Genomic DNA, 26579 nt, shown 5'->3' on the forward strand with positions numbered 1-26579 from the left:
CCCTAGTAGCCACGATATTTTTTAGCTTTTCAACTCATCACCCTTAGTAAGAATTCTCGATCCTCTGGATAGGAAAGTTTCAAAGCCTTTAACTCTTCTCTCGATTTCCATGCAATCTCATGGATAAGATGATCCGGATCACATATAGTCGGAGCTCCACCAATAATTTTCACAGCATAGTAATGTACTTCCACCTGAATTGGAATTTCCTCTATTTCCGCCTGTTTTACCATCAATTCTTCAATTGTTTCAGCCCGATAACCTGTTTCTTCCCAAACCTCTCTTAAACAGCAAGAAGCAAAAGTCTCGCCATCCTCTTTACCACCTGTAGGAACAGACCAGGTTTTCTTTTCATCTTCCTTGCCTTGCAAGACCATAAGCAATTCGTTATTTTCGTTAAGACAGACTCCAGCAGCACCCTCCCGCAACTCCATCGGTTTATAAATACTCATTGTTGATACCATATTTCTCTTTAAAATCAGGACTTAGTTCGCTCCAAATATCAAACTTGTTTCCGTTTGGATCATAGAAGATGAAGTTTCTACCCGCATGTCCCCGATCCTCAATAGGACCAATTTTTATGCCACTTTCATTAAACTGCTGATGCAAGTTTTCTAGTGCAGCCAGTCCATCCACTTCAAATGTCAAAGAGAAATGAACGTTTCCATCACTATCCTCAAAATTGGCCGTTGCCTTTTCTGAAGCCTTTACAAGGAAAAAGCTCTGGTTCGCAAAATTAATAATTGCTTTTTTCTCATCCTGATACATGATATCTGCACCAAGATTGCTTTTATACCACTTAGCAGACCCTTCTACATAATGAACAGGTATGTATGTTGTCCCTACTCGCCAAATAGTGTTATCCACGTCCTACACCTACCTCTAAAGCCTTTTCCACAGCTTTTATTGCATGAATGTATGTTGTATCAAACACAGGGACGGGAGCGTCTTCTGTTTTTATCAAAAGTCCAATTTCTGTGCAGCCTAATACAATCCCTTCCGCTCCTTGCTCTACCATATCCGCAATAACCGATTTATAATATTCTCTTGAGCTAGACTCTATCTTTCCATGACATAATTCATTGAAAATAATCGTATTGACCTCTTCACGTGCTGCCTTTTCAGGAATGATTACCTCTATCCCATTGTCTTCAACTCTTTGTTTATAAAAATCCTGTTCCATCGTATAAGAGGTACCTAATAAGCCTACCTTTTTGATCTTGGCATTTTGAATAGCTAAGGCAGTAGCATCCGCAATGTGAAGGACCGGGATCTTAACACGAGATTCAATTTGTTTCACCACTTTATGCATAGTATTCGTGCATATTAAAATAAAATCAGCGCCGGCCCGTTCAAGAGAAAACGCACAATCAGCTAAAATCTCGCCTGCTCTCTCCCATTCCCCACTCTTTTGACAATGCTCAATTTCTTCAAAGTCAACACTATTCAGGATGATTTTGGCAGAATGAAGCCCACCAAGTCGTTTATTTATTTCTTCATTTATGATCCGGTAGTATTCAGCTGAGGATTCCCAGCTCATTCCACCAATTAAGCCAATTGTTTTCATTTATTATTCTCCTTTATCTTTATAGTTTAATTTGTTATATATTAAAAAGAGCATAATAAGTATTCCCCAGGGTACAATGTATTCGGTCACCCATAATACAAATACAGTAATATCTATTCCAATAAGATGCGCTAGGATGAAAGCAGTTGCTGATATTAGGATATATGTAAATAAATGGTATGTATTCATCGATGTATACCCCTCTCTATATCCCTTTCGTGTTCATAAACACTACTCTCCAACCATCTGGATCTTCTATGGTTACTCCCTTCTCTTTCCAGTAACCATTTTCAGGCGCTACTTGACTGTATCCCATATCTTTAAGTCGTTTTGTAATCTTATTAATCTCTGTTTTTTCTGGAATATAGAATACTAGTAGGTTGTCCTTCGTGGGAGCCGGACATGGACTTCCACTAGTATGTGTCGTGAATTCCAAATGGTAGGCAGCCCCTGGCAAGCCCAATATCACTCCAGTGTACCCTTTATGCCCGGTAAACTCCGTAAGTCTCTTCAGCCCTATTCCTTGCTCATAAAACTCAATTACCTGTTTGAAATGATCAGTAGGACGGGCAATTCGAATTTGCGTAGCACTAAATGTATTAAAATCCATCTTATCCCTCACTTATGTAAAATTTCTAGATTGTTCCAACCATATACTTCTTCCTGCACCTTTTCACCCGCAATCGTGATGGTAATACTATCAATCTTTTGCGCACCCATAGCATGATAAAACTGGACAGCAGGATTCTCTTTTAGCACAAGTACTAACATCGAATTTATCTGAAGCGTTTTTAAGTATTCCACTATCCTATTCAGTAGTTTTTTCCCTATGGCCATGCCTTGAAATTCTTCTAGAATATAGATAGCATACAATTCACCTTGAAAGTCGTTATATCCTTGAGACTTTTTATGTCCACCTGTAGCAAAGCCAATTATCTCTTCTTTCGTGTTAACTGCTACAAAAATGGTGTCTGTTTTTAAATTTTCAATCCAGAGGTTCGTTCGATTTCCATAATCAAGACGGTTTAAAAATTCCTGAGGGAGAATTCCATTATAAGTAGTTCGCCATGCATCAACATGCACTTTGGCAATCCCTGCTGCATCACCGGGATTCGCGATTCTAATACGCACAAATTCATCCTCCATTACTTTTAATTCCTTTCCTTCATAAACGTCCCAGGATCAATCCCTTTTCCTTCTATTGTAATGGCAGTCATTCCTTTTTCAGATTTTGTTTCATGCCATTCGCCAGCCTCCCAGAATACACCCTCCCCTTTACTCACTTTCGTTTCCTTCTGTTCACTTCCAGTAACCATTCCTTCTCCTTCCATAATGAGGAGTAGCTGATCTACCGTAGCAGGATGCAACCCAATGACACCATCTACATCTAAATGCATACAGGAAATTTGTAGATTCGCATTTTCTGTTCGGAGGATACGGGATAGCCAAAAGTCAGATTCATAGCGGCTGACGTGTGTGCCCACCTCTTTATCAAAACGAAACAATTTCATTAGTCTTTTCCTTCCTCCTTATCTTTAAAAGCAAATTCAGTAAGTGACAAAATAATGGCAATGATCATCTCTTGCGGTGCTGAGATAGTAATGCCCGTTATAAGCTCATCGACTGTAAAAAGTGCTAGCCATCCAGCGATAACATCAACCAGTTCCATCTTTTCCGTTCAATATCAAACCATAATACATCCACTGTAATGGACACTAAAACTAATACCATTACTGCTATCCAGCCCACTTTGTGTCCGTCCTATTCCATACCGGATATGCCTACAAGAATAAAACCAAAAAGGAGACTTATTACCGAAATACCCGCCAAAAACCATGCGACTGCCTGGTTATTTTTACTTTCCTTCCATGCAGCCAACAGACATAATATAGCTGAGCTGAGCCACAATAAATCAAATAAAAAGTTACCTACATCGAAGGGGAATAGATCGTATACCTGGGTCAAAACTGTTATCCAATAAAGTAATAGCGTTACAAAAGCAGCCCAAGATAAGCGATGTGGTCGCTCTTTCCATTTTCCGTTTAAAAAGGCAAGGATTATAAAAACTGCTATAAAAGCAGAGACAAATCCTGTAGCAATATAGATAAACTGTGTTAAGGCCAAAGTATCCCTCCATGTTCTCAAATCATTTTTAATCTATGCTTACCGAAAATAGGCATGATTGTGAAAATTTAATTCCTACTTATATAATTGTCATATTTCTTGAACATGTATTTATACGATTGAAACGAATAATTGGTTTCGATTAAATCCTGTGTATCTCTTTGATCATTCGCACGGTCTTCAACGTATGGCCGTCTAGTTCCTCGTCAAATGTGCTGTGGACCTGAAAACCTTTTGCGATATAAAAGCTTTTTCCGAGCTCATTGTTTTCTTCTACATTTATAAATAATTCAGTTGCATCCTTTAGCTCATGGATCCCTTTTGCAAGCAATGCGCTGCCTATGCCTTTTCCCTGAGCTTTTGGGAGGAGATAGATTGCACTTAGTTCCACTTCGCCCTTCTCTTTGACTCGAGAAAAGTTAGCAAATCCCACAATCTCATTGCTTGTTTCCGCAACATACAAAAACGAGGCTTTCATCCTTCTTTGCATCATCTCATCACTATATGCCATATTAATAAAATTTCGCTGAACCCTTTCTGGTATGATCTCTTTGTATGTTGCTTTCCAGCTCGTACTCGCTACATTTTGTACTAATGGAATATCCTTTTCCTCCATTAATCGTATGACCGTTTCCATCCAACCCCACCCATATTCCAATATTTTCAAACATTATAACATTAATCTTTTTAGGGAAGTACCTTAATTATTATTTTTCGAGAAGACGTAATGGTAGTTGAATATGAAAAAAGACAAAATCGTTAAATTGATTTTGCCTCTGTTCTCATTTATTTATCTGTTATGCGATTTCGTTGCAAAGACGGCGGGCAAGCAAAATTGTATTCTTTCACTAGCTTATTTATCTGCTTAATTTTTTTGGCCCGCTCTTTTCCTTCTATTTGGGATAGCTCCTCTTTTAGTTGATCTATCTTATTTGCAAGCTCCACCCATCTTGGTAATACATTATTATCTTTCATTGTTTTATAAAGTTGCTTTTCCTCGGGATTAAGATAGTCTTGCCCGAGTTGCAATGGTTTTCCTTTTCCTGGGAGATCTTCAAAATGCCCTTCCCGTTCAGCCTTTTTAATTATCTCTGATAAATGATCCTTATACTCCAGTCTTTCTTCTATTTCAAACGGCTCTTTCTTTTTATCCAAATTCACCAGCCCCCTCTAATAAAAGCTTCACCATTATATTCGCTATAAAGGTGAAGATCCCTGCTTAATCTAAGTAGATGATGTGCTGAATTTCTCAGGCGATAATCCCGCTCGCTCAGCCGATGTGCTCGTTCTCTCAGCCGATAATACCGCTTGCTCGGCCGATGTGCTCGTTCTCTCAGCCGATAATACCGCTTGCTCAGCCGATGTGCTCGTTCTCTCAGCCGATAATCATGCTAGCTCAGCCGATGTGCTCGTTCTCTCAGCCGATAATACCACTTGCTCAGCCGATGTGCTCGTTCTCTCAGGCGATAATACCGCGCTCTCGGCCAATGCAATATCCCTCCATGAAAGAATCATTGCCAGTAATCAGGGTCTGCCATTCGTATTTCTTCTACAATATCGTCCAAATCAGCAGGGGTTATAGTGTATACGGGGTAAGCTTCTCCAGCTTCTTTCGCGGCACTATACAAGAAACGGTTGCTCCCAGGGAATTCCTCATCCATTAAGATTAGGCTTGCGTCACTTTTATCTACAAGCCACATGTTTTTAGCCTTAAACTGGTAGACTCCTTTATAATCACCTTTGTAAATAGGCTTAAAAAAGTCTGCAAGCATCTTAAGCTCCTCATACTTTTCTTTAAGGGGATCCGGCCAGCGACTCTCTTGGTTTTCAAACGGCGGAAATACACCTAGCTTGATATCATACTCCTCCTGCAAGGTAAATATAATATCAGCCGTCCAAAGCTCTACCCCCATTTGTCCAGAAATGATAACCCATTCCAATCCTTCTTCAATAAATTGGATAAGCCTTTTTTGAATTGCAGCTTTTACAATATTAATTCGAGGGTCGTTCTCTTTAAATATATTTATCTCGGCAGGTTTATAACCTGAAACAGCTAAAATCTTCATATGTATCCTCCAAACAATAAACCTAACTATCATATGGCGTGAGTTTTCCTTATAGAAAAAGGCTGACATGATTACAGTCAGCCTCTATTACTAAGTTAACACCATTTATTTGGTTTTTGCCACTGTTTTGGTCCACCACAATGCTTACCATATCCTGGGTTCATTGCTCCTGCTACTTGACCATTTGGTCCCATGCCTGGATACATTGCTCCTGCTACTTGATTATTCGGCCCCATTCCAGGGCTCATTGCTCCTGCTACTTGGTTTGGTGATGGAACGTTGAAAGATCCACCGTACTGATTTACACTGTTTGACGTGTTTTGTACAGATGTGGAATGTGGAAATATATGCTTGTTTTTAACTAAATGATGGTTCATAACCGTTGTGTGTGATGGATGAATATGCTCCACAACACTTTCTGAATATTGGTTAACACAGTTATATTTCGTTGGATGAACTACTTGCTTTGGTCTCTGGCAGCCACATCCACATTGATGCCCATGATGTCTCATTTAAAATCCCCTTTCCTGTGATAGGTTCATTAATAACCTATGACAGTTGGCCTGATATTGTATAAGACATCGACCTAGTAAGGAAAATAATTTACCCAAACGGCATTCTAAAAAGCGATATTGTTTATGCTAATCGTTTAATAATGTGCCAGCAAGCCTTTTTTCATCGCTATATTCTCGCAATAAAGGAAAACCAGGAGACCAACTATAAAATAGACGACTCCGTTAACCGTTAAAATAATAAAATCGCCTGCACCTAACTGTGTTATTGTGGCGCCGTTTATCATAACCTCCCGCACCATATCCACCCCTTTAACAAATGGAAAATACGCTAGAAAAGGTGCTGTAGACAGGGGTACAAAGGTAAGACCCGCTAATATAAACTGGAGAATCTGTAGAAACGCCTGGACCTGTTTTAAAATACATCCCGGCGATAATAAAACCAAGCCCAAACATACTGACCAATGACAGAGCAAGGATAGGTATGAGCGCAACAAGATCAATGTTCAGTGATTGCCCGGTTGTCAGCATGGATAAATACAGCAATGCAACAATCATAAAAATATTTACAATGGTAGAGGAAAACAGTCTTGTGACCATAATTCTCCACATTCCCATTGGTGACATACACAGTTGCTCTAGTGTCCCACGCATGGCTTCATTCGTGATTTCCCAGCCAATGTTGTTAACAACCATCATAGCTAAAAACCAGAAAATGTAGTTGACGATTACATACTGCGTATTCACATCCTGAGAGCTCGGGTCACCGATAAGCTGTATCCCGGCAAACATTCCAAGGAAAATAACATAAAAGGTAATAATCATGGCCAACGTGTTTGGCAGGTATCTTCTCAACTCCAAATATTCTTTTCTTAGATTTGCTTTGAATAGATTAAGCCAGCGCATGATCTGTCGCCTCCCCTTTTACGATTTTCATAAAGATTTGTTCAAAGTTGATGGTCTTGCGGTCAATGGATTCTACTGGGGTGCTTTCTGCCTTTAACACTTCAAATAAGTCATATATTTCTTCATTTCGCTGCAAGTCAATTTCCAAAGTCGATTGGTGGGTGTCTGGGATGTATGTAAGGGTTGGAAAGAATTGGAGTAATTTCGTATGTTGTTGGTCGGTTAAGCGTGCACCTAGAGTAACCTTGTACGATCTAACTTCGAATAAGCGTAAGAGGTTCTCGACTCGATCATCGGTAACAATGGTGCCGTTGTTGATAATGACAGTCCGCTCACAAAGATCTTGGATTACATCCATGTCATGTGAACTGATGATAATTGTTCGGTTATAGTCTTTTACAATGCCACGTAACAGCTCTCTTACTTCATATCCTGTCTCGACATCAAGACCCAGTGTTGGTTCATCGAGAAGAATGACATCACTATCTGCGAGCATCGCTACAGCTATAGCCAGTTTTTGTTGCATGCCCCTAGATAGACGATTAACAAGTTCATGTTCTTTGTTTTTTAAATTGAATTTAGCTAATAAATCTTCAATTTGTGCTGCCGCTTCCTTTCTAGAGACACCTCTGTTACCTGCAAAGTAATCCAAGTTCTCTCTAACAGTCAAACGCCAATACAAATTACGGTTTCCTTCCAGCACAGAACTTATATGCTGTAGTGCTTTCAAACGCTTCTCCTGGTTGTTTATCCCATTAATAAGGATTGTCCCCTCATCAGGCTTTAGTAGCCCACAAATCATTTTAATCGTCGATGTTTTCCCAGCACCATTTGGGCCAAGTAATCCTAGAATCTCCCCTTTCCTCACCGAAAACGAAATGTCATTCACAGCCTGTACAAGCTCTTTTGTCTTTCGCTTTTTATACGTCTTTTTTACATTGCTTACTTGAACTATGTCGTCCATTCACTCATCCCTTTCTTCATTTCAATTTGGTATATTTCCATGGTAAATAAAAACAGAATAAGATACGACAATCTCTAGTACGAAAAAAATTCAGCCTGGAGGCGGAGGTTTCCTAGGACTCAAATTATGTATGATTTCTGGAATAATGTAATAGGAGAATTTTTTATACGTTTACATACGAAAACCGAGGTTAAAAGTTCCCTCGGTTTTATGAAGAGTTTAATCTTTAAGGAGTACAATGTGTTACCAAACTACCAATAATCACAACACTTTTGTATAACAGACACACTCATGAACACGCTTGAATTTTTCTTTTACTGCTTCTTTATTTTCCCCAGTATAATGGGCCCACCCCTGCACTAACTGCATCTCACTCTTATTACCTTCTATCTTTGGCAGTTCGTTTCCTTCCATGAATATATGGAGATAGGAGGAGACTAACTTGAAATGATTTTTTTCATACCACGCCCTCACCCATTGGTCATCTCTTGTCCATGCCTCCAAATACATTACTTGTTTTTGAGCTGCTATTTTTTCTAGTTCCTTTAATAGCTTTTCGCCAATCGTTTTTCGCTGAAAGTCCGGATGTACGGCAATATGCCAGATCATTGCCCCTTTTTCTTTCTTCCCGGTACAAACCCGGTTCTCTGTTGTATCACATTCTGCATCAAGGATTCCGACAATCTTCCCTTCGCTGACTGCAACTAACTCGATAGACGGATTCTCATAATGCTCTTTTTCTCTCAGAACATTATCAAAATACGCAGTCTCAAGAAAGGAGAGAGCACGACAGCGAACCCAGTCTTTTTCATCGCTTGGTTTATAATGTCTAATTTCCACGAATTAACCCCTATCCTTTTAATTAATAGATGTATTATAATGAAAGTATAGCAAAGATATGAAACTTTTTTGCTTACAAACCGTATAAACCAACTATCCAAACAATATAAAGGGGGTGAATACCATTGTTTATTGAATTTATGTCGGAGCTAGCAAATGACTTTTCACCAGTGTATGCATACGTCTTTAGTATTCTGCTGTCTGTCTATTTTTCCTACAAAGCTGCTGATGTTCAATTTGGCACAATAAAAAAGACAAATGAATTCTATACACGTAATATGCATGCGAGCATGATCCATTCTTTATCGGATCTCATTACGATCGGCGAAACGATTGATAAACGAAACTGGCTCTCCCATAAAATGATGTACCAGGACGCAGATGATGATACAGACGCTCCTTCCTTCTCGTTATACAGACAGAACAATAAACGAGGAGGACAACAATGGAAAAACAATCGGTATTTACACCTATTAAAAAATACAGCTTTATCGGGGTCATTCTTTTAATCTTTTTGGCAGGTTGCCAAGGGAATGGCAACGGAGAATCAACAGGATGGTTTCAACATTATTTAGTAGAGACCTTCTCTTCCATTATTAAAGGGACAGCGAACTTTTTAGGAGATAATTATGGTCTCTCAATCATTCTTATTACGCTTCTTGTTCGCCTGCTAATCATGCCATTTATGCTAAAGCAAATGAAAAAAAGTGCTGAAATGAAAAAGCATATGGATGTCGTTAAACCTGATATGGATGAATTGAAAAAGAAATACAGTGATAAAAAAGACGTAGATTCACAGAAAAAGATGCAACAAGAAATGATGCAACTTTACCAAAAGCACGGTATTAATCCACTTGCATCCCTTGCCGGTTGCCTACCGCTACTAATTCAGATGCCCATATTACTCGGCTTCTATTATGCAATCAGGCAGACACCAGAAATTGCGACACATTCGTTTTTATGGTTTAACCTTGGACAAACCGATCTGTTGCTAACCGCAATTGCCGTAGCTATATACTTCTTGCAGGCAAAGGTTTCACAAATTAACATGGCACCAGAAATGAAAAAGCAAATGGCCATCATGGGATATTTGTCACCAATCATGATTGGTATTTTTTCATTTAATTCACCTGCAGCCTTGCCACTATACTGGTCTGTAGGAGGAGCATTTCTCATCATACAAACAATAATAGCTAAGAAAAAATATAGTTAAACAAAAAGGTTGTACTTCACTCCGAAGTACAACCTTTTCATTTACATATATATGGTGATTAATTTATAAGAGCTATTTTGCCATTGGATCAGTAATTCAATCCCTTTTTTCGTTCTGCTCACGCAACAAGTCCCTGATTTCGATCAACAACTCTTCCTGTACACTGACTTTTGGCACTTCTTCTTCCACTACTTCCTCTTCTTTCTTTCGCTTCAATTTCATTGCAAGACGTATAAAAAGGAAAATAGAAAACGCGATGACAAAAAAGTCTAGAATGGATTGAATAAATGTCCCGTATAATATCTCCGCATCACCAAATGTGTATTTCAGTCCCGAAAGATCCACACCATTCATAAGTATTCCTACAAGCGGCGTAATGATATTGGTTACTAACGATGTGACGATCCCACTGAAGGCTGCACCAATTACAACAGCAATGGCTAAATCCATAACATTTCCTTTAAAGGCAAATTCCTTAAAATCTTTCCACATATGTTTGACTCCTTCCCTAACTATGTATGACAAAATGATAGCAGAACTTCGTTGTTATGTGAACAGATGACCATCAATGTGTTTTCTTAAAGAGACTGGTAAACAACTAACTTTTCAGCTCGGCTTCGGCAGAACTCTCCATTACATGAGATTTCATTTATACAAAACCCGAACTAAGCAAACCTTTTTCAAGGGTTTGCATTATAGTTCGGGTTATTTCTAAACGCGATACTTTTATCCCACGCTTTATTTTACATATCATGATGAACATTGTGATTTTGTCGCGAATGATTTTTATTCTTAACCTGTTTTGAACCACTTAATGGCTCCCCATATGGTTGTTGCGGGCTTTGCGGCAATTTTGGCTTTTCCTGCTGTTTTGGTCCTTTTGGTTTCCCACCCATGTGATTTCCTCCTTCCAGCTAGTAATTAGCTTTTGAGAAAGGGGTGCAAATTATGCATTTGTTATAGCATGGATGGAATATCTGAGACAGCAGTTGGAAAAGCATAGACAACATTTTTCAGTTTATCAACAGGGATGCTCATTTGAATAGCCATTGCAAAATAATTTATCAATTCATCAGATTTTCCACCTATTAAATGTGCACCAAGAATTAAATCTGTTTTTTTATCAATAATAATTTTGACAGCAGCCGGCGCATCGTTTGTATGACTGTACGTAAACCAATCCGAAATGTCTTGATGGTTTACCTTTGCATCATAATTAGCTTCTCTTGCCTCTTTTTCTGTGAGACCTGCTTTGGCCAATTTTGGCTCGGAAAAAACAACTGACGGGATCCCATTATAGTTTGCTTCTTGTTTTGCATCTGAAACAATGTTTTGCGAAACAATTTGTCCCTCCATTTCTCCAACTGGTGTTAAAGGAGAACCATTTGTATCTGCTACATCGCCAACAGCATAAACGTGTTCATTGCTGACACTTTGTAAATACGTGTTGACGGTTATCCCAGTCTTGCTATGATTAACTCCCCCCTGATCTAGCTTGAGATCGTTTATTTGTGGAACGCGACCACCCCCATGTACGACTAAATCTCCATGAAATGAAACTTCTTCATCGCCTTTACTTGCCTTTACAATATATTCTTTATCATTTTTTTCAATTGCATTTACTGAACTATTTAAATGAATGGAAATCCCTATTTCTTTTGATTTTTTTTGCAACAGGTCTACCATATCGGAGTCAAATGACTTTAATGGCTGTTCTCCACGTTGCACAATATGAACATCACTTCCTGCTCTTGCAGCAATGTGGGCGAACTCAAAGGAAATGTATCCACCACCCACAAAGATAACACGTTTTGGTAGCTGATCAAGTTCAAGAAAGTCTTCACTATACGTAAGGTGGTCCGCTCCGTCAACTGGTAATGGAGCAGGTCGAGCTCCTGTTGCAATAACAATTTTTTCCCCTTCTAAAACCTTCTCCTTAACTTTTAGCGTTTTTTCATCTAAAAATTGGGCTTGACCATGGAAACGTTCAATTCCTGCCTTTTCAAAGCTTTTCTCCTTCGCTTCGGGAACCGGCTCTGTAAAGGAACGCTTGAACTCCATGAGGTCTTGCCAATTAATCGTAGCAGGCTTTGCTATCCCCTTTCCTTGCATCCGTGCTGTTTCATCAATCATGGTGGCAGCACTCGCTAACACTTTTTTCGGGTTACATCCCCTCAATGGGCATGTACCTCCATAAGCACGTTCATCTATAACAGCAGTGCGCAGTCCTTCTTGTGCACAAGAAATTGCCACTGAAGATCCAGCGGGTCCTGTCCCGATTACAATCACATCAAATTTCTCAGTCACGCTTTCCCCTCCTAGTTACTAATCACGTATAATAATTTTCCCCTTACCTTATAGAGGTTAAACTTTTTCAATAAGAAGGGAAGGTGTAAACTGAAACGAGGAGGGATATAAATGACGATTCCAATACAGCAAATCACATTACACCATCTAAGCATGGGACTTAAACAACCCTTTACAACAAGTTTTGGGACTGTGGAAAACAAAGACTTTTACATCATAGAGATTGATGATGGACAAGGAAACCGAGGCTTTGGAGAATCTGTTGCATTTACAGCTCCTTGGTATACAGAGGAAACCTTCACCACAACCGGACATATGATGAGAGACTTTTTAATTCCTATCTTATTAAATAATTCGATCAAGCACCCTGATGAGGTTTCGAGGCTTTTCACAACGATAAAACGGAATAACATGGCGAAATCAGCCTTAGAGGGCGCAGTCTGGGACTTATATGCCAAACGCGGTGGAGTATCACTTGCCGAAGCCCTTGGCGGAACGAAATCAAAAATTGAAGCAGGCATTGCTATTGGCATGCAGTCTTCCATAGCGGAACTATTACATAAAATTGCATTAAGCCAAGAAAATGGATATAAACGAGTGAAACTGAAAATTAAACCAGGTAAAGACATAGATGTCCTTAAAGAAGTACGGCACCACTATCCGGACCTGCCTATCATGGTTGATGCAAATTCTGCTTATACATTAGAGGATATAGCAAGGTTAAAGGAGTTGGATGCCTTTCAATTGTTGATGATGGAACAGCCTTTAGCACATGATGATATTGTAGATCATGCAAAGTTACAAGCAGAAATTGATACCCCCATCTGTCTTGATGAAAGCATTCATTCTCTTGAAGATGCACAAAAAGCGATTGAGCTTGGAAGCTGTCGGGTCATTAATATAAAACCGAGCCGAGTCGGTGGCTTAACCGTAGCAAAACAAATTCATGATTATTGTGTGGAAAAAGGCATTGCCGTTTGGTGTGGCGGTATGCTTGAAGCAGGTGTGGGAAGAGCACAAAATATTGCCCTTTCTTCTTTGGAAGGCTTCCGTTTTCCTGGAGATAACGCCGGCTCAGACAACTACTGGAAAAAAGACATTATTCTCCCAAAGGTTGTTGCCCAAAACGGATTGATCACCGTTCCTACAGATCATGGAATCGGCCACACCATTGATTTTAAAGCCTTAGCCCAATTCAAAGTCGACGAAGAGACTTTTATCCAGTAATGAAAAAAGCTAATCACGATTTTGACTCGTGATTAGCTTTTTTAACATGTAAATAGCGCAGATACTTTACTTCAAATGACTGAAATGAGGCTATTTAAAGCATGGCTGCTACCAATCAGTGGGGGAAGAATGAACCCTCCCACTGATTGAGTTTCACTTTATTTGGTAAAGGCATCTGTTAATGCTGTTACGATTTGTTTCTTACGTGACACAACGCCTTTAAGCAAGGCGCGGTTATTAGCATCAAGGGAAACGTCAAATGCCTGCTCCACTTTCGCTTTCCCACTACCAAGCGCTAACACTTCGGAGTCGTTGTTAAGAATATCCGTCACGACGAACAGAAATAGTTCTAACTCTTTATCCTTAATAATTTGGGCAATCTCTGTATCAATATCATCTTGGAATTTATAAATTGCGTTCGTGTCAACAGCGTTTACTTGTGCAATTTCTACCTTAGCTTCACCCATAGAAAATTCTTTCGCATCCATTGTCAGTAAATCTGTTACAGATTTATCGCTCAAGTCTGCTCCTGCCTGTAACATTTCAAGGCCGTAAGTTTCTAGGTTTACACCAGCTAGTTCTGCCAATTCATATGCTGCATCTACATCTTCTTTTGTACATGTAGGAGATTTTAATAAAAGGGAGTCGGAAACGATAGCGGAAACAAGAAGTCCAGCTATTTCTTTAGATACCGCGACACCTTTTTCTTTATACATCTTATTTAAGATAGTTGCTGTACATCCAACTGGTTCAGCGCGAAAAGATAGAGGCTCTTTTGTTTCAAAATTCGCGATGCGATGATGGTCAATAACCTCTGCAATGCGTACATCTCTAATATTATCAACACTTTGTTGGAATTCATTGTGATCCACAAGAATCACTTCTTTTATGTCAGATCCTACTGTTTCAATTAATTCAGGTGCTTGTACACCAAAATAGTCGAGTGCAAATTGCGTTTCCTTGCTAACTGTTCCAAGTCTGGCAGCTTCTGCATTCACGCCAAGCTTTTTTTTAAGATCAGCGTAGGCAAGTGCTGAACAAATGGTGTCTGTATCTGGATTTTTATGTCCAAAAATCAATGTTTTTTCCATATTCATTCTCCTTCTTTCACAATATCCACTATAAGATTATCATACCTACTATATAGATGAATAGCGATTTACTATTTTAATGTTTCGGTTACCCTCCAAATTTTATCAGAGCCATTATAATGATTCAATGCTATATCCAAATCATGGAAATATCGATGTAAATGTCTAACTTGTTCCACTTTCTCATCATTTATAGTAGCCTTTGCAATCTCCACAATTGCTTGAAGATCTGTTTTTAATGCATCACTTTGGACCGTATCGATCTCCTTCTCAATGATTCCAATGATCTCTTTTGCTTTATCCGTTTGTTCTTTCCAATTAAGATTATTAATATTCCCATAGCCTGTTTTATCATTATAAAAATCATGGGTCTTCGCTATAAAATCACCTATCTCAACGTGTTGCGCTCCTACTGTCTCCTGAATCTCTTCAATCTCTTTCGCAGTGTCCGCATCGACTTCCTGCCCCTCTGTCGCCTTCTCATTTTGTGCGTTCTCCAAGTCCTCAATTGAAAAAACACTCTTGATGTTGAATACGTTAAAAAAGAGTAACAATGAAGCTATGAGTGCCACTGAGAAAACTATGACCAAACTCCACCCAAACCATCCGATGTTTCGTTTTTTCTTACTAGTTTCCAAATCTGCTCATCCTTCTTTATTGTTGATAATACCATTCGAGAATCTTATTTCTCTTTTCCGTATCTTGTACATCCTTCGCACTAAACCCACCAACGTCGACGACTTTAATTTCCGGGTTTAATGGCCTGCTTGTATCTTGCACCTTGACGATGCAATAGCCTTCCAAGTTAGCAAGTCTTATTTCCAATATTGCTTTATCAGAATACAATTCATAAATCTTTTCTTCATCTTCTCTTGTAAGATTCCAGCCAGTTTTAATTTCTTCTTGACTAGGAACAACGGATTCTTGCTCGGTTGGTTTAGTAATAGAAGGTGATTGGGTAACTGGCTCTTTCTTCAAGATACCATCCAATAAACGGATAACCTCAGCTATACCGATTAATATAATACCATTCATTATTGCAGATCCTGATACCATGAAAAATGTACTCCATTCCATAGTTATGGTCCCTTCCGGATCCAGTCCGGAATACTCCTCAAATCTAGATACTCTCCAGGCATTAATTATACCTGTTATAAATACTATAAATCCTGCTACATTTAGTATTCTACTTATGATGATTGCTCTCAATGTCTTTCCCCCTTCTCTATTTAATTCTTTACTTGATGAAAAAACCCTTCATAAAATCAATATATTTTACATCCGAACCTTTTATTTTTATAGTTAATACCAAATGTTCTATTAGGAGGAATATAAATGTCAGAGCAATTTGATCTTACTCGTTCTGCTTTATTAGGCTTTATTGAAAATATCGACGAGAAAAAGGCTGATGTACAGCCTGAATACTTTAATAACACAATCCGTTGGCATATCGGACACGTGTTGGTAACGCCAGAGTCTCTATTGTTTGGCTTTCCAAACCATTCCGAGAATCTACCAAAGTCATTTAATGACTTGTTTGGCACAGGAACGAAACCAGCTGATTGGCAAGATACTCCACCTAGTATATCTGAACTCGTTACAGAGCTCGAACAACAACGCTCACGTATTAAAGATCTGACAGATGACTTTTTCAAGCAGGATCTCCCTTATACTTTACCATTTGGTAATTTTAAAACCTATGGAGATATTTATGAAATGATTCTGCAGCATGAGAATGAGCATCTGGGTAAAATAAAGGCAATGAAGCAAGTTGTCGACAAATTATAAGGAAAAAGAAGGCTATATTGTAATTGGTGGCGGCATACTAGGTGCCTCCACCGCTTTTCATCTTGCCAGTAATGGGAAAGCTGTTATGCTGATTGATCGAAAGGATACAGGACAGGCAACAGATGCTGCTGCAGGAATCGTTTGTCCTTGGCTTTCCCAGAGAAGAAATAAGGCCTGGTACCAGCTCGCTAAAGGTGGAGCAAAAATCTACCCGGAAATAATTAACAAGTTGCGAGAGCTTGGAGAGGTCGACACCGGCTATGAGCGAGTCGGTGCAATTAGCCTGCATTCAGATGAAAAGAAACTTAATGCCATGAAGGAAAGGGCATTAAAAAGAAGAGAAGATGCACCTGAAATTGGCAATATAACAATATTAAGCGAGGAAGAAACAAAACAAGCCTTCCCTCTGATTGGCGAAGGGTATGGCGCTGTTCATGTAAGCGGAGCTGCTCGTGTTGACGGTCGAAAACTACGCGACGCCTTAATCAGTGGAGCAAAAAAGCTTGGAGCGCAAATAGTCAAGGGCGATGCCAGCCTTGTTGCTGAGAATGGTGAAATAACCGGTGTGCGTGTGGATGATGAGTTGTATGAGGCCGATACAGTGATCGCTACAACAGGAGCCTGGATGGGAGAATTATTTAAATCATTGGGAATCTCTTTTGATGTTAAACCACAACGAGCCCAACTCATGCATCTACAAGTTACTGGGTATGATACAGCAAAATGGCCTGTTGTCATGCCGCCAACCAATCAGTACATGCTCGCTTTCGAGGATCAACGCCTCGTAATCGGAGCCACACATGAAGACGACACAGGCTTTAATCCAAGCGTAACAGCAGGCGGTCTATACGAAGTGCTCAGTAAAGCGCTACAGATTTCCCCTCAACTGGAACACGCGACCGTTCTTGAAACAAGAGTAGGCTTTCGCCCTGTCACACCTGGATTTCTACCAGTAGTCGGCATGGTACCTGGCGTTTCTGGTCTCTTTGCCGCAAATGGACTAGGTGCCTCTGGTCTAACGATGGGACCATACATAGGCGCAGAGCTTGCTAAGATGGCTCAGGGAATTGAATCAGAAATTGATCCCGCAAATTATCCTGTAGCTGAAGCTGTTACAAAGCTTTAGATTAGATGGTGCGGGTGTGAAGCGTCTCCTTTTTTTGGAGGCGCCTCTTTTGTTGTTGGTGCGTCACTTTTGTGGATGCTGCTTCTCTTTTGTGGGTGCTGCGTCTCTCCCGTGTGTGGCTGCGTCTCTTCACGTGGCTGTGGCGTCTCTTCACGTGGCTGTGACGTCTCTTCGGCGGGAGGCTGCGTCTCTTCTCTTGACCGAAGCTCCATCATAAAACGTTGGCTTCACTTTGTGGTGTTCTGGTTTCACTTTACAGTGCTCTCGATTCACTCTGCCTCCCTCTCGATTCACTTCCAACATCTCGCCAGATGGAATACAAAAAAGGCTGCCAATTCGGCAGCCTTTTTCTATATCATTTGTTATCTACTATTCTATTTCACAATTAATACGGGACATTCTACGCGTTTTGCCACTTTATGGCTCACGCTTCCGAGGATAAAGGTCTGCAGGTTGTTCACCCCCCTACTTCCTAGTACTACGCCATCGATTTCATTATTGTTGGCATAGTTGACTATCGTAGGGCCTGCTTCTCCATGCAAAATCTTAATCTCGTATTGAATATCGGTTTTATTCAATAATTCTTTAACAGCCTTTAGTTTATCATTACGCATTTTTTCAAGGGCGAATTTGTCTGTGGCATGTAGCACATCTGACTTCGCTTTATTGCCATCCACAACGTACACAACATTAATGACTCCATTAAACTTCTCAGCAAGCTCTATAGCATACTTTGCTGAGCGAATGGAATGCTCTGATCCATCTACAGCCAATAGTATTCTTTTAAACACCATAACCACCCTCTACAGATTCTGATAAAAGCACTTATTTTAATGTCCTGATGCCTTTGATAATCCACCAATACGTTGAACTAAATTTTTACTTGCTTCATTTAAACCCGTGAACTCCACGTTAATGTGGTGTTGTTCAAACTTGGCTTGAATCTTATCAAGCGCTCCTACTGCTGAATCATCCCATAAATGCGCACGACTTAGATCAATTTCCACTTCCTTAACAGTATCGGCGAAAACAAACTTCGCCGTAAAATCACTTACTGAAGCAAAAAACAACTGACCTTCAATACGATAAACTCTTTTTTGTTCTCGCATCATTAACTCATCCGTAACTTTCACTTTGGATATTTTAGCAGCAAAGAAAATTGCACTTAATAGTACACCAGCAAGTACACCTTTAGATAAATCATGTGTGTAAAGTACAACAGCAACGGTTGTTAGCATGACAACTGCATCTGTTCTTGGTAGTTTGTGTAAGTTACGTATCGAGGACCAATCAAATGTACCAATAGATACCATAAACATAACACCAGCTAAGGCAGCCATTGGAATTTGCACAACAAGTCCGCCTAGTACGATAATCAGAAACATTAAGAACGATCCAGCAACCAGTGCAGATAAACGGCCTCTACCACCAGACTTCACATTGATGACAGACTGACCAATCATGGCACAACCAGCCATTCCACCGAAAAAGCCTGCAACAATATTCGCAATCCCTTGTCCGCGACTTTCTTTGTTCTTGTTACTCTCTGTATCTGTCATATCATCTACAATATTAGCAGTTAACAAGGATTCTAGTAATCCTACAATAGCTAGAGCCAGGGAGTATGGGAAAATAATCATCAACGTTTCAAACGTAAACGGAATAGAAGGAATCAAGAAGATAGGCAATTGCTGTTTCAATGCACCCATATCCCCGACTGTTCCTATATCTATCTTACCAAAAATGACGATTGCTGTGACGACAATAATTGCTACCAAAGCAGATGGAACCGCCTTTGTAAACCTAGGCAATAGATAGATAATAGCCAAGGTAAGTCCAACAAGTGCATACATAATCCAGCTTTCCCCTTGGAAATGCGGAATCTGTGCTGTAAATATTAGAATGGCTAGTGAGTTAACAAAGCCTACCATCACCGAACGTGGTACAAACTTCATAGCTCTTGCTAGCTTAAAAACGCCAAAAATGATTTGGATGATACCTGTAAGAATCGTTGCTGCAAACAAATACTGCAACCCATGATCCGCAACGAGATTTACCATGAGTAACGCCATTGCTCCGGTTGCCGCAGAGATCATACCCGGTCTCCCTCCGACAAAAGCAATTACAACTGCAATACAAAAAGATGCATATAATCCAATCATTGGATCAACACCCGCTATGATCGAAAAGGCTATTGCTTCTGGGATTAAAGCCAGTGCAACTACCAAACCTGCCAGGACATCCCCTTTGACATTGCCAAACCATTCATTCTTCAATTGTTCTACTTTCAACTATTCAACCTCTTTTCATATATATTCAAGCCAACTTATGGCATGTTCCGTAGATAACTAAGAAATCATACCATAATTACTCGTATTTCTCAAAACACGAAGAAAGCGCAGACATAAGCTGTTTACGCGTTTTTTTTTGCTTTTCTTCTATTTCCTCTTAATTTTGGTAGACGGCCTATTCTCTATAAAATTGGTGGCTTTATTTACGTTTAAAATCAAGGTATACTTACATGTGAAATGAGTGAAAGAAGGTGAAGAAATGAAAGGAAGAATTGCAGTATTTGTTATTATCTTAGTTACGATTATTGCCATGTTCTTATGTTGGCTATGGCTTCAGGATGTTATCGAGGATTATGATTTGGAAAGAGCACTTGGGGGGACGAAGGTTGGGGATTATGAGCACAATCAAGCTGACTCCCAGTTATCATAAATGTTTTGCCATGTTGAACGCTTATTATTGGGATGAATTTAATTCTGATATACCTCGAGGCAAGGCTTTCTACTTGGGGCTTCCGATGTTCTCTCATACGAGCATTTCTTATCATAGCTTCTCTTCCATCGTTTGCATAGTGATACGGAGCAGAGCGGGATACGACGAAGCTGGGACAACATAATCTAGATTGGAATTATGCCTTTCTAGAAACTGCCGAAACCTTCCCATTAACTCTGGTACAATTGTTACGGGAAGATGAAAGAGCCTACCTTGGGTGGTATAAACATTATTTCCAACAGGTAACAGGATGCCGCTTATGATCTCACCCATTTTAGGAGTTTGGAATATTTCATTAAAGATAAATACCTTTTTCTCCTCTTTTAAAAATACGTCTTGAACGTGGAAAAACCGGTTATACTTTCTATCTATCTTGACTACACGATAGAACCCTGGCGTGATACTTAGCCAACTATTCAAGTGTGCCTGCACAGCCTTGTCTGCCTTCGTCCATTTTTTATTATGTACTTCTAAATAATCTTGGTAGATGGTCATACCATGGGGAGCTTGCGGATAGCAAAATAATAGCCACCAAATGATTTGGGGAAAAGCTTTATCAAACAATACTTCAGGAACATTCATTTGCTTTAGTAATTTTTCAATTTCTTCCCGCAATAACTGGTCATACTTTTCAATGGAAAATAAGAACAAATTATCCAAGATAAACAGTAATTCCTTTGTAGACTGCTGCGTATCATGTAATTCATCTAAATTTCTGCCGTTATTCAACACCTGGCAACCCCCTTCGTGAATTCACCCTATCTTATCACGAAAAAAGCTACAAATCAGGTTGGTATAAACCCATTTCCACTACTATAACCCCCTTGAAAATAACTTTCTCCCTTAAGGAAAAGCCCGTTTTCTTTCCCTTATGAGTACTAGAAATGTGATTATAAACGTTTAAATCTTGATTTCTTACTCATCCGTTTTAGGAATATTACGCTGTTTGCCATTTTCTTCCCAACTCTTCTCCCCATCGTCCTCTATAATTCCTAGTAGTACATCTGCTACTTCGGATTGGCGTAAAAGCGTATCGGACAACTCAAACTTAATATCATCCGCTTTCGCCAGGCTAAGCCCTTTTTTTAGTTCAACTGTTCCCTCAACATGGTATAGACGGCCTTCCTGTACAATTCGAATTCGATGAATATCCACTACGTCTTCATGGTCTAAAAGTATCGTTGTTATCTTGTTTTGAACCTCTGCTGGTGCTGAAACTCCAATTAAACCGATCATATTGTCATAGCCCACTCGAAAGGCGACAAACAACATTAAACACCCAATTAACATGGAAATTAAACCATCTGCTTGCAAAATACCAAAAAACTGCGAAAGCACTATACCAACCATTGCTAATAAGGCACCTGATGTTGCAACAAGATCCTCATAAAAAACAAGTCGTGTAGCAGGCGACGCCTTCCGGACATTTTTAAAAGCTGCGGTTATTACATTACTTGATTCATCCGTTTTGCTTTCGCTTCTAATTTCGCGCATCGCTTTAAAAAGAATTAATCCATCAATAATTAAGGAGGCAAGTAATACAATAAAGTTTAACAGTAAGCCATCTGATTCCTCAGGATCTTGAAATAAATGCCATCCTTTTAATATTGTCTCATAAGCCATCACGGTTACGACAATCACAGCGACCATACAAAAGATATTAATGACTCTTCCAAAACCTGAAGGAAATCGTTTGGATGGAGGAAACTCAGCCAATACACTACCAAAAAATACAAACCCCTGATTTACAGCATCTGCAAGGGAATGCATAGAGGATGCAAACATGGAACCATTCCCACTAAATGCTGCAGCTATTCCCTTTATCCCGGCTAAAAAGGCATTTCCTAGGGCAGCAATACCCGAAGATGTATTTCCTTTACGTACCTTCTCTATGATACTCATGTAATTTCCATCCCTTTCTGAAGTTATGTTCCCGTTTTATGAAGGCCTTTCTCTTCTATTGAAGCTTCCATTTTATTTAAATGTCCACCTAGTAGCTTATACGTAAACTGAAAGATTGGACTTTGAATAAAGGTGAAGATAAAAGTAAAAAGAAAAACAGGCCCACCAAGCAACAGACCAATGAGTAATACTAGACATTCTGTTATAATACGCACTTTTCCTACAGAAGCACCGAGTTTATCAGAAATGGAGAGCATAAATCCGTCCCTTGGACCTGACCCAACTCCTGCTGAGTTGTAGATTCCCCCACCAATTCCCATTAAAATAATTCCTGAAATAATGACGATTATATCTAGCCAGCTTTCACTCGCATGTGGTAAGAAATCTAGAAATAAGAAAAAATCCACAAACACCCCAACGAGGATGCCATTTAAAAACGTACCTAGTCTTATATAACTTTTATCCAGAATCCATGAGACAATAATTAGGATTACGGAAATAATAATCGCCCAAGACCCAATTGATAACCCTAGTTTTTCATATAGTGCTACATTTAATACGTCCCATGGATGAATTCCCAAATGTTGCATGTTTATCGCTATACTGATGCCTATACTAAATAGAATTAAACCAAAGAAAAACACAATCCAGCGGATCGTCTTTATCATAAAACCCCTTCTCTCTTGCTAAAATATTAAAAATCATCCTCAGTTTTTTAAAAAATCAAAACTCCAATTTAGTTTATCATTTTTCCTATATATGTGTAGATTGTTTTCAAAGGTTGATAAGCAAAATCCTTCATGTTTTTTTACCTTTTATGTCATACTATTTATTGTACAGAATAGGAAAGAAGGAATATACATGAATTTTTCAACTATCACAATCGCAGGAAGTGGTGTATTAGGTAGTCAAATAGCCTACCAAACTGCATTTAAGGGATTCGATGTTACGGTATATGATATTAACGATGAAGCCCTAGAGAAGGCGAAATAGAGAATTGAAAAACTAAAGGGACGCTATCAAGAGGATCTCGGTGCTTCAGAACAAGCTGTTAATGATGCGTACAATCGTATCGCGTTTCAGTCTGATCTAGCGAAGGCAGTTTCAGATGCAGACCTTGTGATCGAAGCAATACCAGAGGTCGTAAAAATTAAAACAGAATTTTATAATGAGCTAGGAAAAGCAGCTCCTGAAAGAACTGTTTTTGCAACAAACTCATCCACCTTATTACCAAGCCAATTTGCAGAGGCAACTGGTCGTCCAGAAAAATTTCTTGCCTTGCACTTTGCCAATGAAATCTGGATAAACAACACAGCTGAAATTATGAAGCATCCTGGTACTGACAATGACGTGTTTGACGAAGTAAGTCAGTTTGCAAAAGCAATTGGAATGGTTGCACTGCCATTACACAAGGAGCAACCAGGTTACATTCTTAACTCTCTATTAGTTCCATTATTAGATGCTGCAGAGCTACTCCTTTCTAAAGAAGTAGCAGATGTTGAAACAATTGACAAAACATGGATGATTGCTACTGGCGCTCCAAAGGGGCCTTTCACCATCCTAGACGTAGTCGGAATTACGACTTCTTATAATATCGTAAATGCAAAAGCGGAAGCGACCGGTAATGAAGAGTTTAAAAAGCTGGCAAACTTGCTCAAAACGGAGTATATCGATAAAGGTAAACTTGGTACCGCAACGGGAGAAGGATTCTACAAGTATCCAAATCCAAGCTTTGAAGACCCTGATTTCTTTAAAAACTAAACGAAAGGCGTCTGTTACGTGAGTACTACGTAATAGGCGTCTTTTTTTATATTTCCTATGGTGTTTTGCTTACGGAAGTTCAGTGAATAGGGTTAATAACATACTAAAAGGAGATTTTTATGAAGAATTTGTTATGTCTTTCAGTTATTTGCTTGTTTGTCCTTCTATGGTCTGGCTGTTCAGCAGCAGATGAGTCTATAGAAGATAAAAACGACGTTATTGAAGAAACAGAGGAATCAAATACAAATAATGTAGAAACGGATAACCAAGAGAATAAAACAGATGACGGTAATAATGAAGAATCAGAAAGTAAGCCAAATGAACTCACAAATGAAAAAGCAGAAGAAATACTACTGAATCTTAAGCAGACATTTATGGTAGAAACCACGAATGACAATATCGTTATAAATTATGATACTGTTGCAGAGTTGCAGCAACACTTTGAAACGGTCATGTCCGAAAGCTTAGCAGAAAGATATCTTGATGGATATTTTCAAAAGGAAAATGAAAACCTGAAGCTGCTTGCAACAGAGGAGCCAGCCTGGTTTCAGCCTGAAGAAGACTATTCGCTGGAAGAGGAGAACCCTACTACTTATCACCTAATTCAAAAACAACAAAGTGAATTACATGGTAACAAGGAGTATACCTTCACCATCAAAGCTAGAGAGGATACAACATGGTATGTCTCCAATATTTCTAGTAAAGATATAAACCAAGAATTTACCGAGAAAGACGCGATAGAGCTAGTAAGTGAGCATTTAGAAGGTGAGCTAGGCGATAATATGGCGCTCCGCTTCGATCGAATGGAAGAAGGGAATTATATAATTCACGTATTTGAAAATACGGAGACCCATACCGCTACCTACGGGTGGTATGAAGTCAATCCAGAAACAGAAGAAGTAACAAGCATGTTTTAATACCAGTCAAAAATAGCATAAAAAATAAGAACCTTGGCTAAGGTTCTTATTTTTTATGTCCCCATATATTTCCCACTATAAATGGATAGTGATTTCTTTAGAAGTTATTCTTCCTCTACTTTTGCTTTTTGGACTAATGCTTCAGGGATCATTTCAAAGCCCTCAATCATTGTGTTCTCTTCCAATTCGATCATAAGGCTAAGCTTTCCATCAAAATGAATTTGCTTCACAAATCGTAAGTCTTCTGGGCTTACTTTTATGTCTGCCACTTTCGTCTTAATCTTAATGGATTTTTTATTGTATTTTGGAATGATGCTACTTGCTTTTAACTCATATTTTTCATCGTCAATCACTGTCTTAAACGCAGTTTCAACCTTTTCTGTATCAACGTCTTCTATCCCGCTGCTTTTTAGGACACTTTCCACATCTTTATAATCCAACCTTGGTATATCATCTTCCTCATGCTCTTCAATTACCCGATGAATTTCATCGTATACATTAGAAAGCGTGGAAGTATTTATTTGATCTCCGCTAACCTTTTTGACAATCTCCTCGAATACCACCTTATCATCTTCAGCTGTCATCGTTTCTTCTGCATTCAAAACTTCCTCAATAAAATGGTAATTCAGTTCATATGCTTTTCCAGCAGAGTAAAGAACATGGTTTACATCCGCAGCGTTCTCTGTAAAGGTAGGGAATAAAAAGCCGGAAATCGGCGCCTTAAGATTAATAACAGGGTCAACCACGATATTATATTTAAATTCTTTTTCTACATAGTCAAACAACAGCTCTTTTTTCGGATCCTGTGTTTTATTCATACTACATAAAATGAACTTATTGGAATATACCGCATCTCGTGAGCTTTCTTCTGCATCTTCATTGCTTCGTTTCATCGGCTTCATATATTCACCTTGTATAAAAGTAACCACAATATCCATTTCATATTGCTTATCCTTTAACATCTTTTCCACAAGACGTAACATTTGGCCTTTCCATTCTTCCGTATCATTACTCAATATTCCTTGATGCAAGATAAGCTGGCTACTATCCTCTACGTCACGTTGAAATTTCAATTCAAATAATTTCTCATCAAGCTGTCCTGTTAGCACTTTTTTAAAATTGGTCATAAATAAATCTTTTTGTTCCTCTTCAAGTAAGTCGAAGGGCACACTCTGATGATGATAGATTTCACTCGATTCTTTCATGATATATACGTTAAAGATATCGTTTATTTTCAACAAATCGTTATTTATTTTAAACTGCTTTCGAATATTTGCGATGTCTTTTTTGTTCAACTTCATTCCACTCCTAAATTGGACTACGAATATATATTCTTCGTTTATCCATTCTATCATTTTCCATTTAGGTTATATAGATAAATATTTTTAAATGAAAGTTGAAAAATCTCTTTAAAAAGTAGTTCCCTTGTTAAATCCAAAAGTTTTGAAGGTTATATTTGAAAGTTCTATAATGAATACTAGGTTCGA

37 protein-coding genes and 1 pseudogene are annotated in these 26579 nt (G+C 39.0%); 8 read left to right on the plus strand and 30 right to left on the minus strand.

The features are described 5' to 3' along the window. Positions 1-29: 29 nt before the first annotated feature. The 17 genes from BN988_RS06505 to BN988_RS06575 form a co-directional block, all read right to left on the minus strand. The gene (locus tag BN988_RS06505) at positions 30-434 is read right to left on the minus strand and encodes an NUDIX hydrolase (protein ID WP_036576444.1); all 405 of its coding nucleotides are present in this window, start codon (positions 432-434) and stop codon (positions 30-32) included. 4 nt (positions 435-438) lie between these two features. Further along, on the minus strand, positions 439-867 hold the full coding sequence (locus BN988_RS06510; protein WP_036574338.1) for a VOC family protein: 429 nt from the start codon (positions 865-867) through the stop codon (positions 439-441). After that, a complete protein-coding gene (locus BN988_RS06515) occupies positions 860-1567 on the minus strand; it encodes an aspartate/glutamate racemase family protein (protein ID WP_036574341.1) in 708 nt (235 codons plus the stop codon). Before BN988_RS06515 ends, BN988_RS06510 begins: the two co-directional genes overlap by 8 nt. Before the next feature lie 3 nt (positions 1568-1570). Then, on the minus strand, positions 1571-1756 hold the full coding sequence (locus tag BN988_RS06520; RefSeq protein ID WP_036574344.1) for a hypothetical protein: 186 nt from the start codon (positions 1754-1756) through the stop codon (positions 1571-1573). 16 nt (positions 1757-1772) lie between these two features. Further along, a complete protein-coding gene (locus BN988_RS06525) occupies positions 1773-2177 on the minus strand; it encodes a VOC family protein (protein ID WP_036574346.1) in 405 nt (134 codons plus the stop codon). An 8-nt stretch (positions 2178-2185) separates the two neighbouring features. Continuing rightward, positions 2186-2698: a GNAT family N-acetyltransferase gene (locus tag BN988_RS06530; RefSeq protein WP_231495194.1), complete on the minus strand. Its 513-nt coding sequence runs from the start codon at positions 2696-2698 to the stop codon at positions 2186-2188. Between the two features lie 20 nt (positions 2699-2718). Beyond that, complete coding sequence (locus tag BN988_RS06535) at positions 2719-3078, minus strand: cupin domain-containing protein (protein WP_036574351.1); 360 nt, start codon at positions 3076-3078, stop codon at positions 2719-2721. Further along, entirely contained in the window at positions 3078-3236 is a 159-nt protein-coding gene (locus tag BN988_RS18615) for a YrvL family regulatory protein (protein ID WP_081779372.1), read from the minus strand. The genes BN988_RS06535 and BN988_RS18615 overlap by 1 nt, the downstream gene beginning before the upstream one ends. A 92-nt stretch (positions 3237-3328) precedes the next feature. Next, positions 3329-3691 carry a hypothetical protein gene (locus BN988_RS18305; protein ID WP_051557718.1) on the minus strand — a complete coding sequence of 121 codons (363 nt, stop codon included), beginning with the start codon at positions 3689-3691 and terminating at the stop codon, positions 3329-3331. Positions 3692-3833: 142 nt separating this feature from the next. Then, complete coding sequence (locus BN988_RS06545) at positions 3834-4328, minus strand: GNAT family N-acetyltransferase (protein WP_036574354.1); 495 nt, start codon at positions 4326-4328, stop codon at positions 3834-3836. A gap of 149 nt (positions 4329-4477) precedes the next feature. Beyond that, the gene (locus tag BN988_RS06550) at positions 4478-4846 is read right to left on the minus strand and encodes a DnaJ family domain-containing protein (protein WP_390620561.1); all 369 of its coding nucleotides are present in this window, start codon (positions 4844-4846) and stop codon (positions 4478-4480) included. 356 nt (positions 4847-5202) lie between these two features. Continuing rightward, positions 5203-5757 (minus strand): SLOG family protein, encoded by a 555-nt coding sequence (locus BN988_RS06555; RefSeq protein WP_036574358.1) that lies wholly within the window; start codon positions 5755-5757, stop codon positions 5203-5205. A 95-nt stretch (positions 5758-5852) separates the two neighbouring features. Continuing rightward, positions 5853-6269, minus strand: a complete 417-nt coding sequence (locus BN988_RS06560) for a spore coat protein (RefSeq protein ID WP_036574361.1) — start codon at positions 6267-6269, stop codon at positions 5853-5855. A gap of 137 nt (positions 6270-6406) precedes the next feature. Next, positions 6407-6568: a hypothetical protein gene (locus BN988_RS19365; RefSeq protein ID WP_315970407.1), complete on the minus strand. Its 162-nt coding sequence runs from the start codon at positions 6566-6568 to the stop codon at positions 6407-6409. Positions 6569-6581: 13 nt separating this feature from the next. Then, positions 6582-7175, minus strand: coding sequence for a hypothetical protein (locus tag BN988_RS06565; RefSeq protein WP_315970408.1), 594 nt, complete (start codon positions 7173-7175; stop codon positions 6582-6584). Continuing rightward, positions 7162-8139 (minus strand): ABC transporter ATP-binding protein, encoded by a 978-nt coding sequence (locus BN988_RS06570; protein ID WP_036574364.1) that lies wholly within the window; start codon positions 8137-8139, stop codon positions 7162-7164. The genes BN988_RS06565 and BN988_RS06570 overlap by 14 nt, the downstream gene beginning before the upstream one ends. A gap of 261 nt (positions 8140-8400) precedes the next feature. After that, positions 8401-8979: a GNAT family N-acetyltransferase gene (locus tag BN988_RS06575; protein WP_036574367.1), complete on the minus strand. Its 579-nt coding sequence runs from the start codon at positions 8977-8979 to the stop codon at positions 8401-8403. A 125-nt stretch (positions 8980-9104) separates the two neighbouring features. Between BN988_RS06575 and BN988_RS18810 the strand changes: the two genes are divergently transcribed. Next, entirely contained in the window at positions 9105-9488 is a 384-nt protein-coding gene (locus BN988_RS18810; RefSeq protein WP_147380269.1) for a hypothetical protein, read from the plus strand. Continuing rightward, positions 9425-10192, plus strand: a complete 768-nt coding sequence (gene yidC, locus BN988_RS06580; RefSeq protein WP_036574370.1) for a membrane protein insertase YidC — start codon at positions 9425-9427, stop codon at positions 10190-10192. The genes BN988_RS18810 and yidC overlap by 64 nt, the downstream gene beginning before the upstream one ends. A 96-nt stretch (positions 10193-10288) precedes the next feature. On the opposite strand, the gene mscL is transcribed toward yidC, so the two are convergent. From mscL to BN988_RS06595, 3 genes are all read right to left on the minus strand, one after another. Further along, a complete protein-coding gene (gene mscL / locus BN988_RS06585; RefSeq protein ID WP_036574372.1) occupies positions 10289-10684 on the minus strand; it encodes a large conductance mechanosensitive channel protein MscL in 396 nt (131 codons plus the stop codon). Positions 10685-10935: 251 nt separating this feature from the next. Next, a complete protein-coding gene (locus BN988_RS06590) occupies positions 10936-11088 on the minus strand; it encodes a small acid-soluble spore protein P (protein WP_036574374.1) in 153 nt (50 codons plus the stop codon). 61 nt (positions 11089-11149) lie between these two features. Continuing rightward, positions 11150-12499 carry a dihydrolipoyl dehydrogenase family protein gene (locus tag BN988_RS06595; protein ID WP_036574376.1) on the minus strand — a complete coding sequence of 450 codons (1350 nt, stop codon included), beginning with the start codon at positions 12497-12499 and terminating at the stop codon, positions 11150-11152. Between the two features lie 111 nt (positions 12500-12610). On the opposite strand from BN988_RS06595, the gene menC reads away from it, so the two are divergent. Then, positions 12611-13726 (plus strand): o-succinylbenzoate synthase, encoded by a 1116-nt coding sequence (gene menC, locus BN988_RS06600; RefSeq protein WP_036574378.1) that lies wholly within the window; start codon positions 12611-12613, stop codon positions 13724-13726. A gap of 158 nt (positions 13727-13884) precedes the next feature. Here the strand turns inward: menC and BN988_RS06605 are convergent, their stop codons facing one another. From BN988_RS06605 to BN988_RS06615, 3 genes are all read right to left on the minus strand, one after another. Beyond that, positions 13885-14817, minus strand: coding sequence for a manganese-dependent inorganic pyrophosphatase (locus BN988_RS06605; RefSeq protein WP_036574382.1), 933 nt, complete (start codon positions 14815-14817; stop codon positions 13885-13887). A 71-nt stretch (positions 14818-14888) separates the two neighbouring features. Beyond that, entirely contained in the window at positions 14889-15455 is a 567-nt protein-coding gene (locus BN988_RS06610) for a hypothetical protein (RefSeq protein WP_036574383.1), read from the minus strand. Between the two features lie 16 nt (positions 15456-15471). Further along, positions 15472-16026 (minus strand): hypothetical protein, encoded by a 555-nt coding sequence (locus tag BN988_RS06615; RefSeq protein ID WP_036574386.1) that lies wholly within the window; start codon positions 16024-16026, stop codon positions 15472-15474. Between the two features lie 126 nt (positions 16027-16152). On the opposite strand from BN988_RS06615, the gene BN988_RS06620 reads away from it, so the two are divergent. Both BN988_RS06620 and BN988_RS06625 read left to right on the plus strand, forming a co-directional pair. Beyond that, positions 16153-16605 carry a DinB family protein gene (locus BN988_RS06620; RefSeq protein ID WP_036574389.1) on the plus strand — a complete coding sequence of 151 codons (453 nt, stop codon included), beginning with the start codon at positions 16153-16155 and terminating at the stop codon, positions 16603-16605. Then, on the plus strand, positions 16589-17731 hold the full coding sequence (locus tag BN988_RS06625; protein ID WP_036574393.1) for an NAD(P)/FAD-dependent oxidoreductase: 1143 nt from the start codon (positions 16589-16591) through the stop codon (positions 17729-17731). The genes BN988_RS06620 and BN988_RS06625 overlap by 17 nt, the downstream gene beginning before the upstream one ends. Here BN988_RS06625 and BN988_RS06630 read toward each other — a convergent pair. The 3 genes from BN988_RS06630 to BN988_RS06640 form a co-directional block, all read right to left on the minus strand. After that, positions 17728-17946, minus strand: coding sequence for a hypothetical protein (locus BN988_RS06630; protein WP_036574394.1), 219 nt, complete (start codon positions 17944-17946; stop codon positions 17728-17730). The two genes, BN988_RS06625 and BN988_RS06630, sit on opposite strands and share 4 nt — an antisense overlap. Positions 17947-18105: 159 nt before the next feature. Then, the gene (locus tag BN988_RS06635) at positions 18106-18522 is read right to left on the minus strand and encodes a universal stress protein (RefSeq protein WP_036576448.1); all 417 of its coding nucleotides are present in this window, start codon (positions 18520-18522) and stop codon (positions 18106-18108) included. 39 nt (positions 18523-18561) lie between these two features. Beyond that, positions 18562-20022 carry a SulP family inorganic anion transporter gene (locus tag BN988_RS06640; RefSeq protein ID WP_036574396.1) on the minus strand — a complete coding sequence of 487 codons (1461 nt, stop codon included), beginning with the start codon at positions 20020-20022 and terminating at the stop codon, positions 18562-18564. 259 nt (positions 20023-20281) lie between these two features. Between BN988_RS06640 and BN988_RS18815 the strand changes: the two genes are divergently transcribed. Further along, the gene (locus tag BN988_RS18815; protein WP_155988269.1) at positions 20282-20452 is read left to right on the plus strand and encodes a hypothetical protein; all 171 of its coding nucleotides are present in this window, start codon (positions 20282-20284) and stop codon (positions 20450-20452) included. A gap of 111 nt (positions 20453-20563) precedes the next feature. Here BN988_RS18815 and BN988_RS06645 read toward each other — a convergent pair whose 3' ends face one another. The 3 genes from BN988_RS06645 to BN988_RS06655 form a co-directional block, all read right to left on the minus strand. After that, entirely contained in the window at positions 20564-21244 is a 681-nt protein-coding gene (locus BN988_RS06645; protein WP_036574397.1) for a hypothetical protein, read from the minus strand. Between the two features lie 183 nt (positions 21245-21427). Then, a complete protein-coding gene (locus tag BN988_RS06650; protein WP_036574398.1) occupies positions 21428-22414 on the minus strand; it encodes a cation diffusion facilitator family transporter in 987 nt (328 codons plus the stop codon). A 23-nt stretch (positions 22415-22437) separates the two neighbouring features. Beyond that, positions 22438-23082 carry a YczE/YyaS/YitT family protein gene (locus BN988_RS06655; RefSeq protein WP_036574399.1) on the minus strand — a complete coding sequence of 215 codons (645 nt, stop codon included), beginning with the start codon at positions 23080-23082 and terminating at the stop codon, positions 22438-22440. A 193-nt stretch (positions 23083-23275) separates the two neighbouring features. Between BN988_RS06655 and BN988_RS06660 the strand changes: the two are divergent. Further along, positions 23276-24175: pseudogene (locus tag BN988_RS06660) on the plus strand (3-hydroxyacyl-CoA dehydrogenase). A gap of 119 nt (positions 24176-24294) precedes the next feature. Continuing rightward, a complete protein-coding gene (locus BN988_RS06665) occupies positions 24295-25092 on the plus strand; it encodes a hypothetical protein (protein ID WP_036574401.1) in 798 nt (265 codons plus the stop codon). Positions 25093-25196: 104 nt separating this feature from the next. Here BN988_RS06665 and BN988_RS06670 read toward each other — a convergent pair whose 3' ends face one another. Further along, on the minus strand, positions 25197-26387 hold the full coding sequence (locus tag BN988_RS06670) for a DUF4317 domain-containing protein (RefSeq protein ID WP_036574404.1): 1191 nt from the start codon (positions 26385-26387) through the stop codon (positions 25197-25199). Positions 26388-26579 lie beyond the last annotated feature (192 nt).

The organism is Oceanobacillus picturae, from assembly GCF_000612865.1.
Taxonomy (GTDB): Bacteria; Bacillota; Bacilli; order Bacillales; family Amphibacillaceae; genus Oceanobacillus_B; species Oceanobacillus_B jordanicus.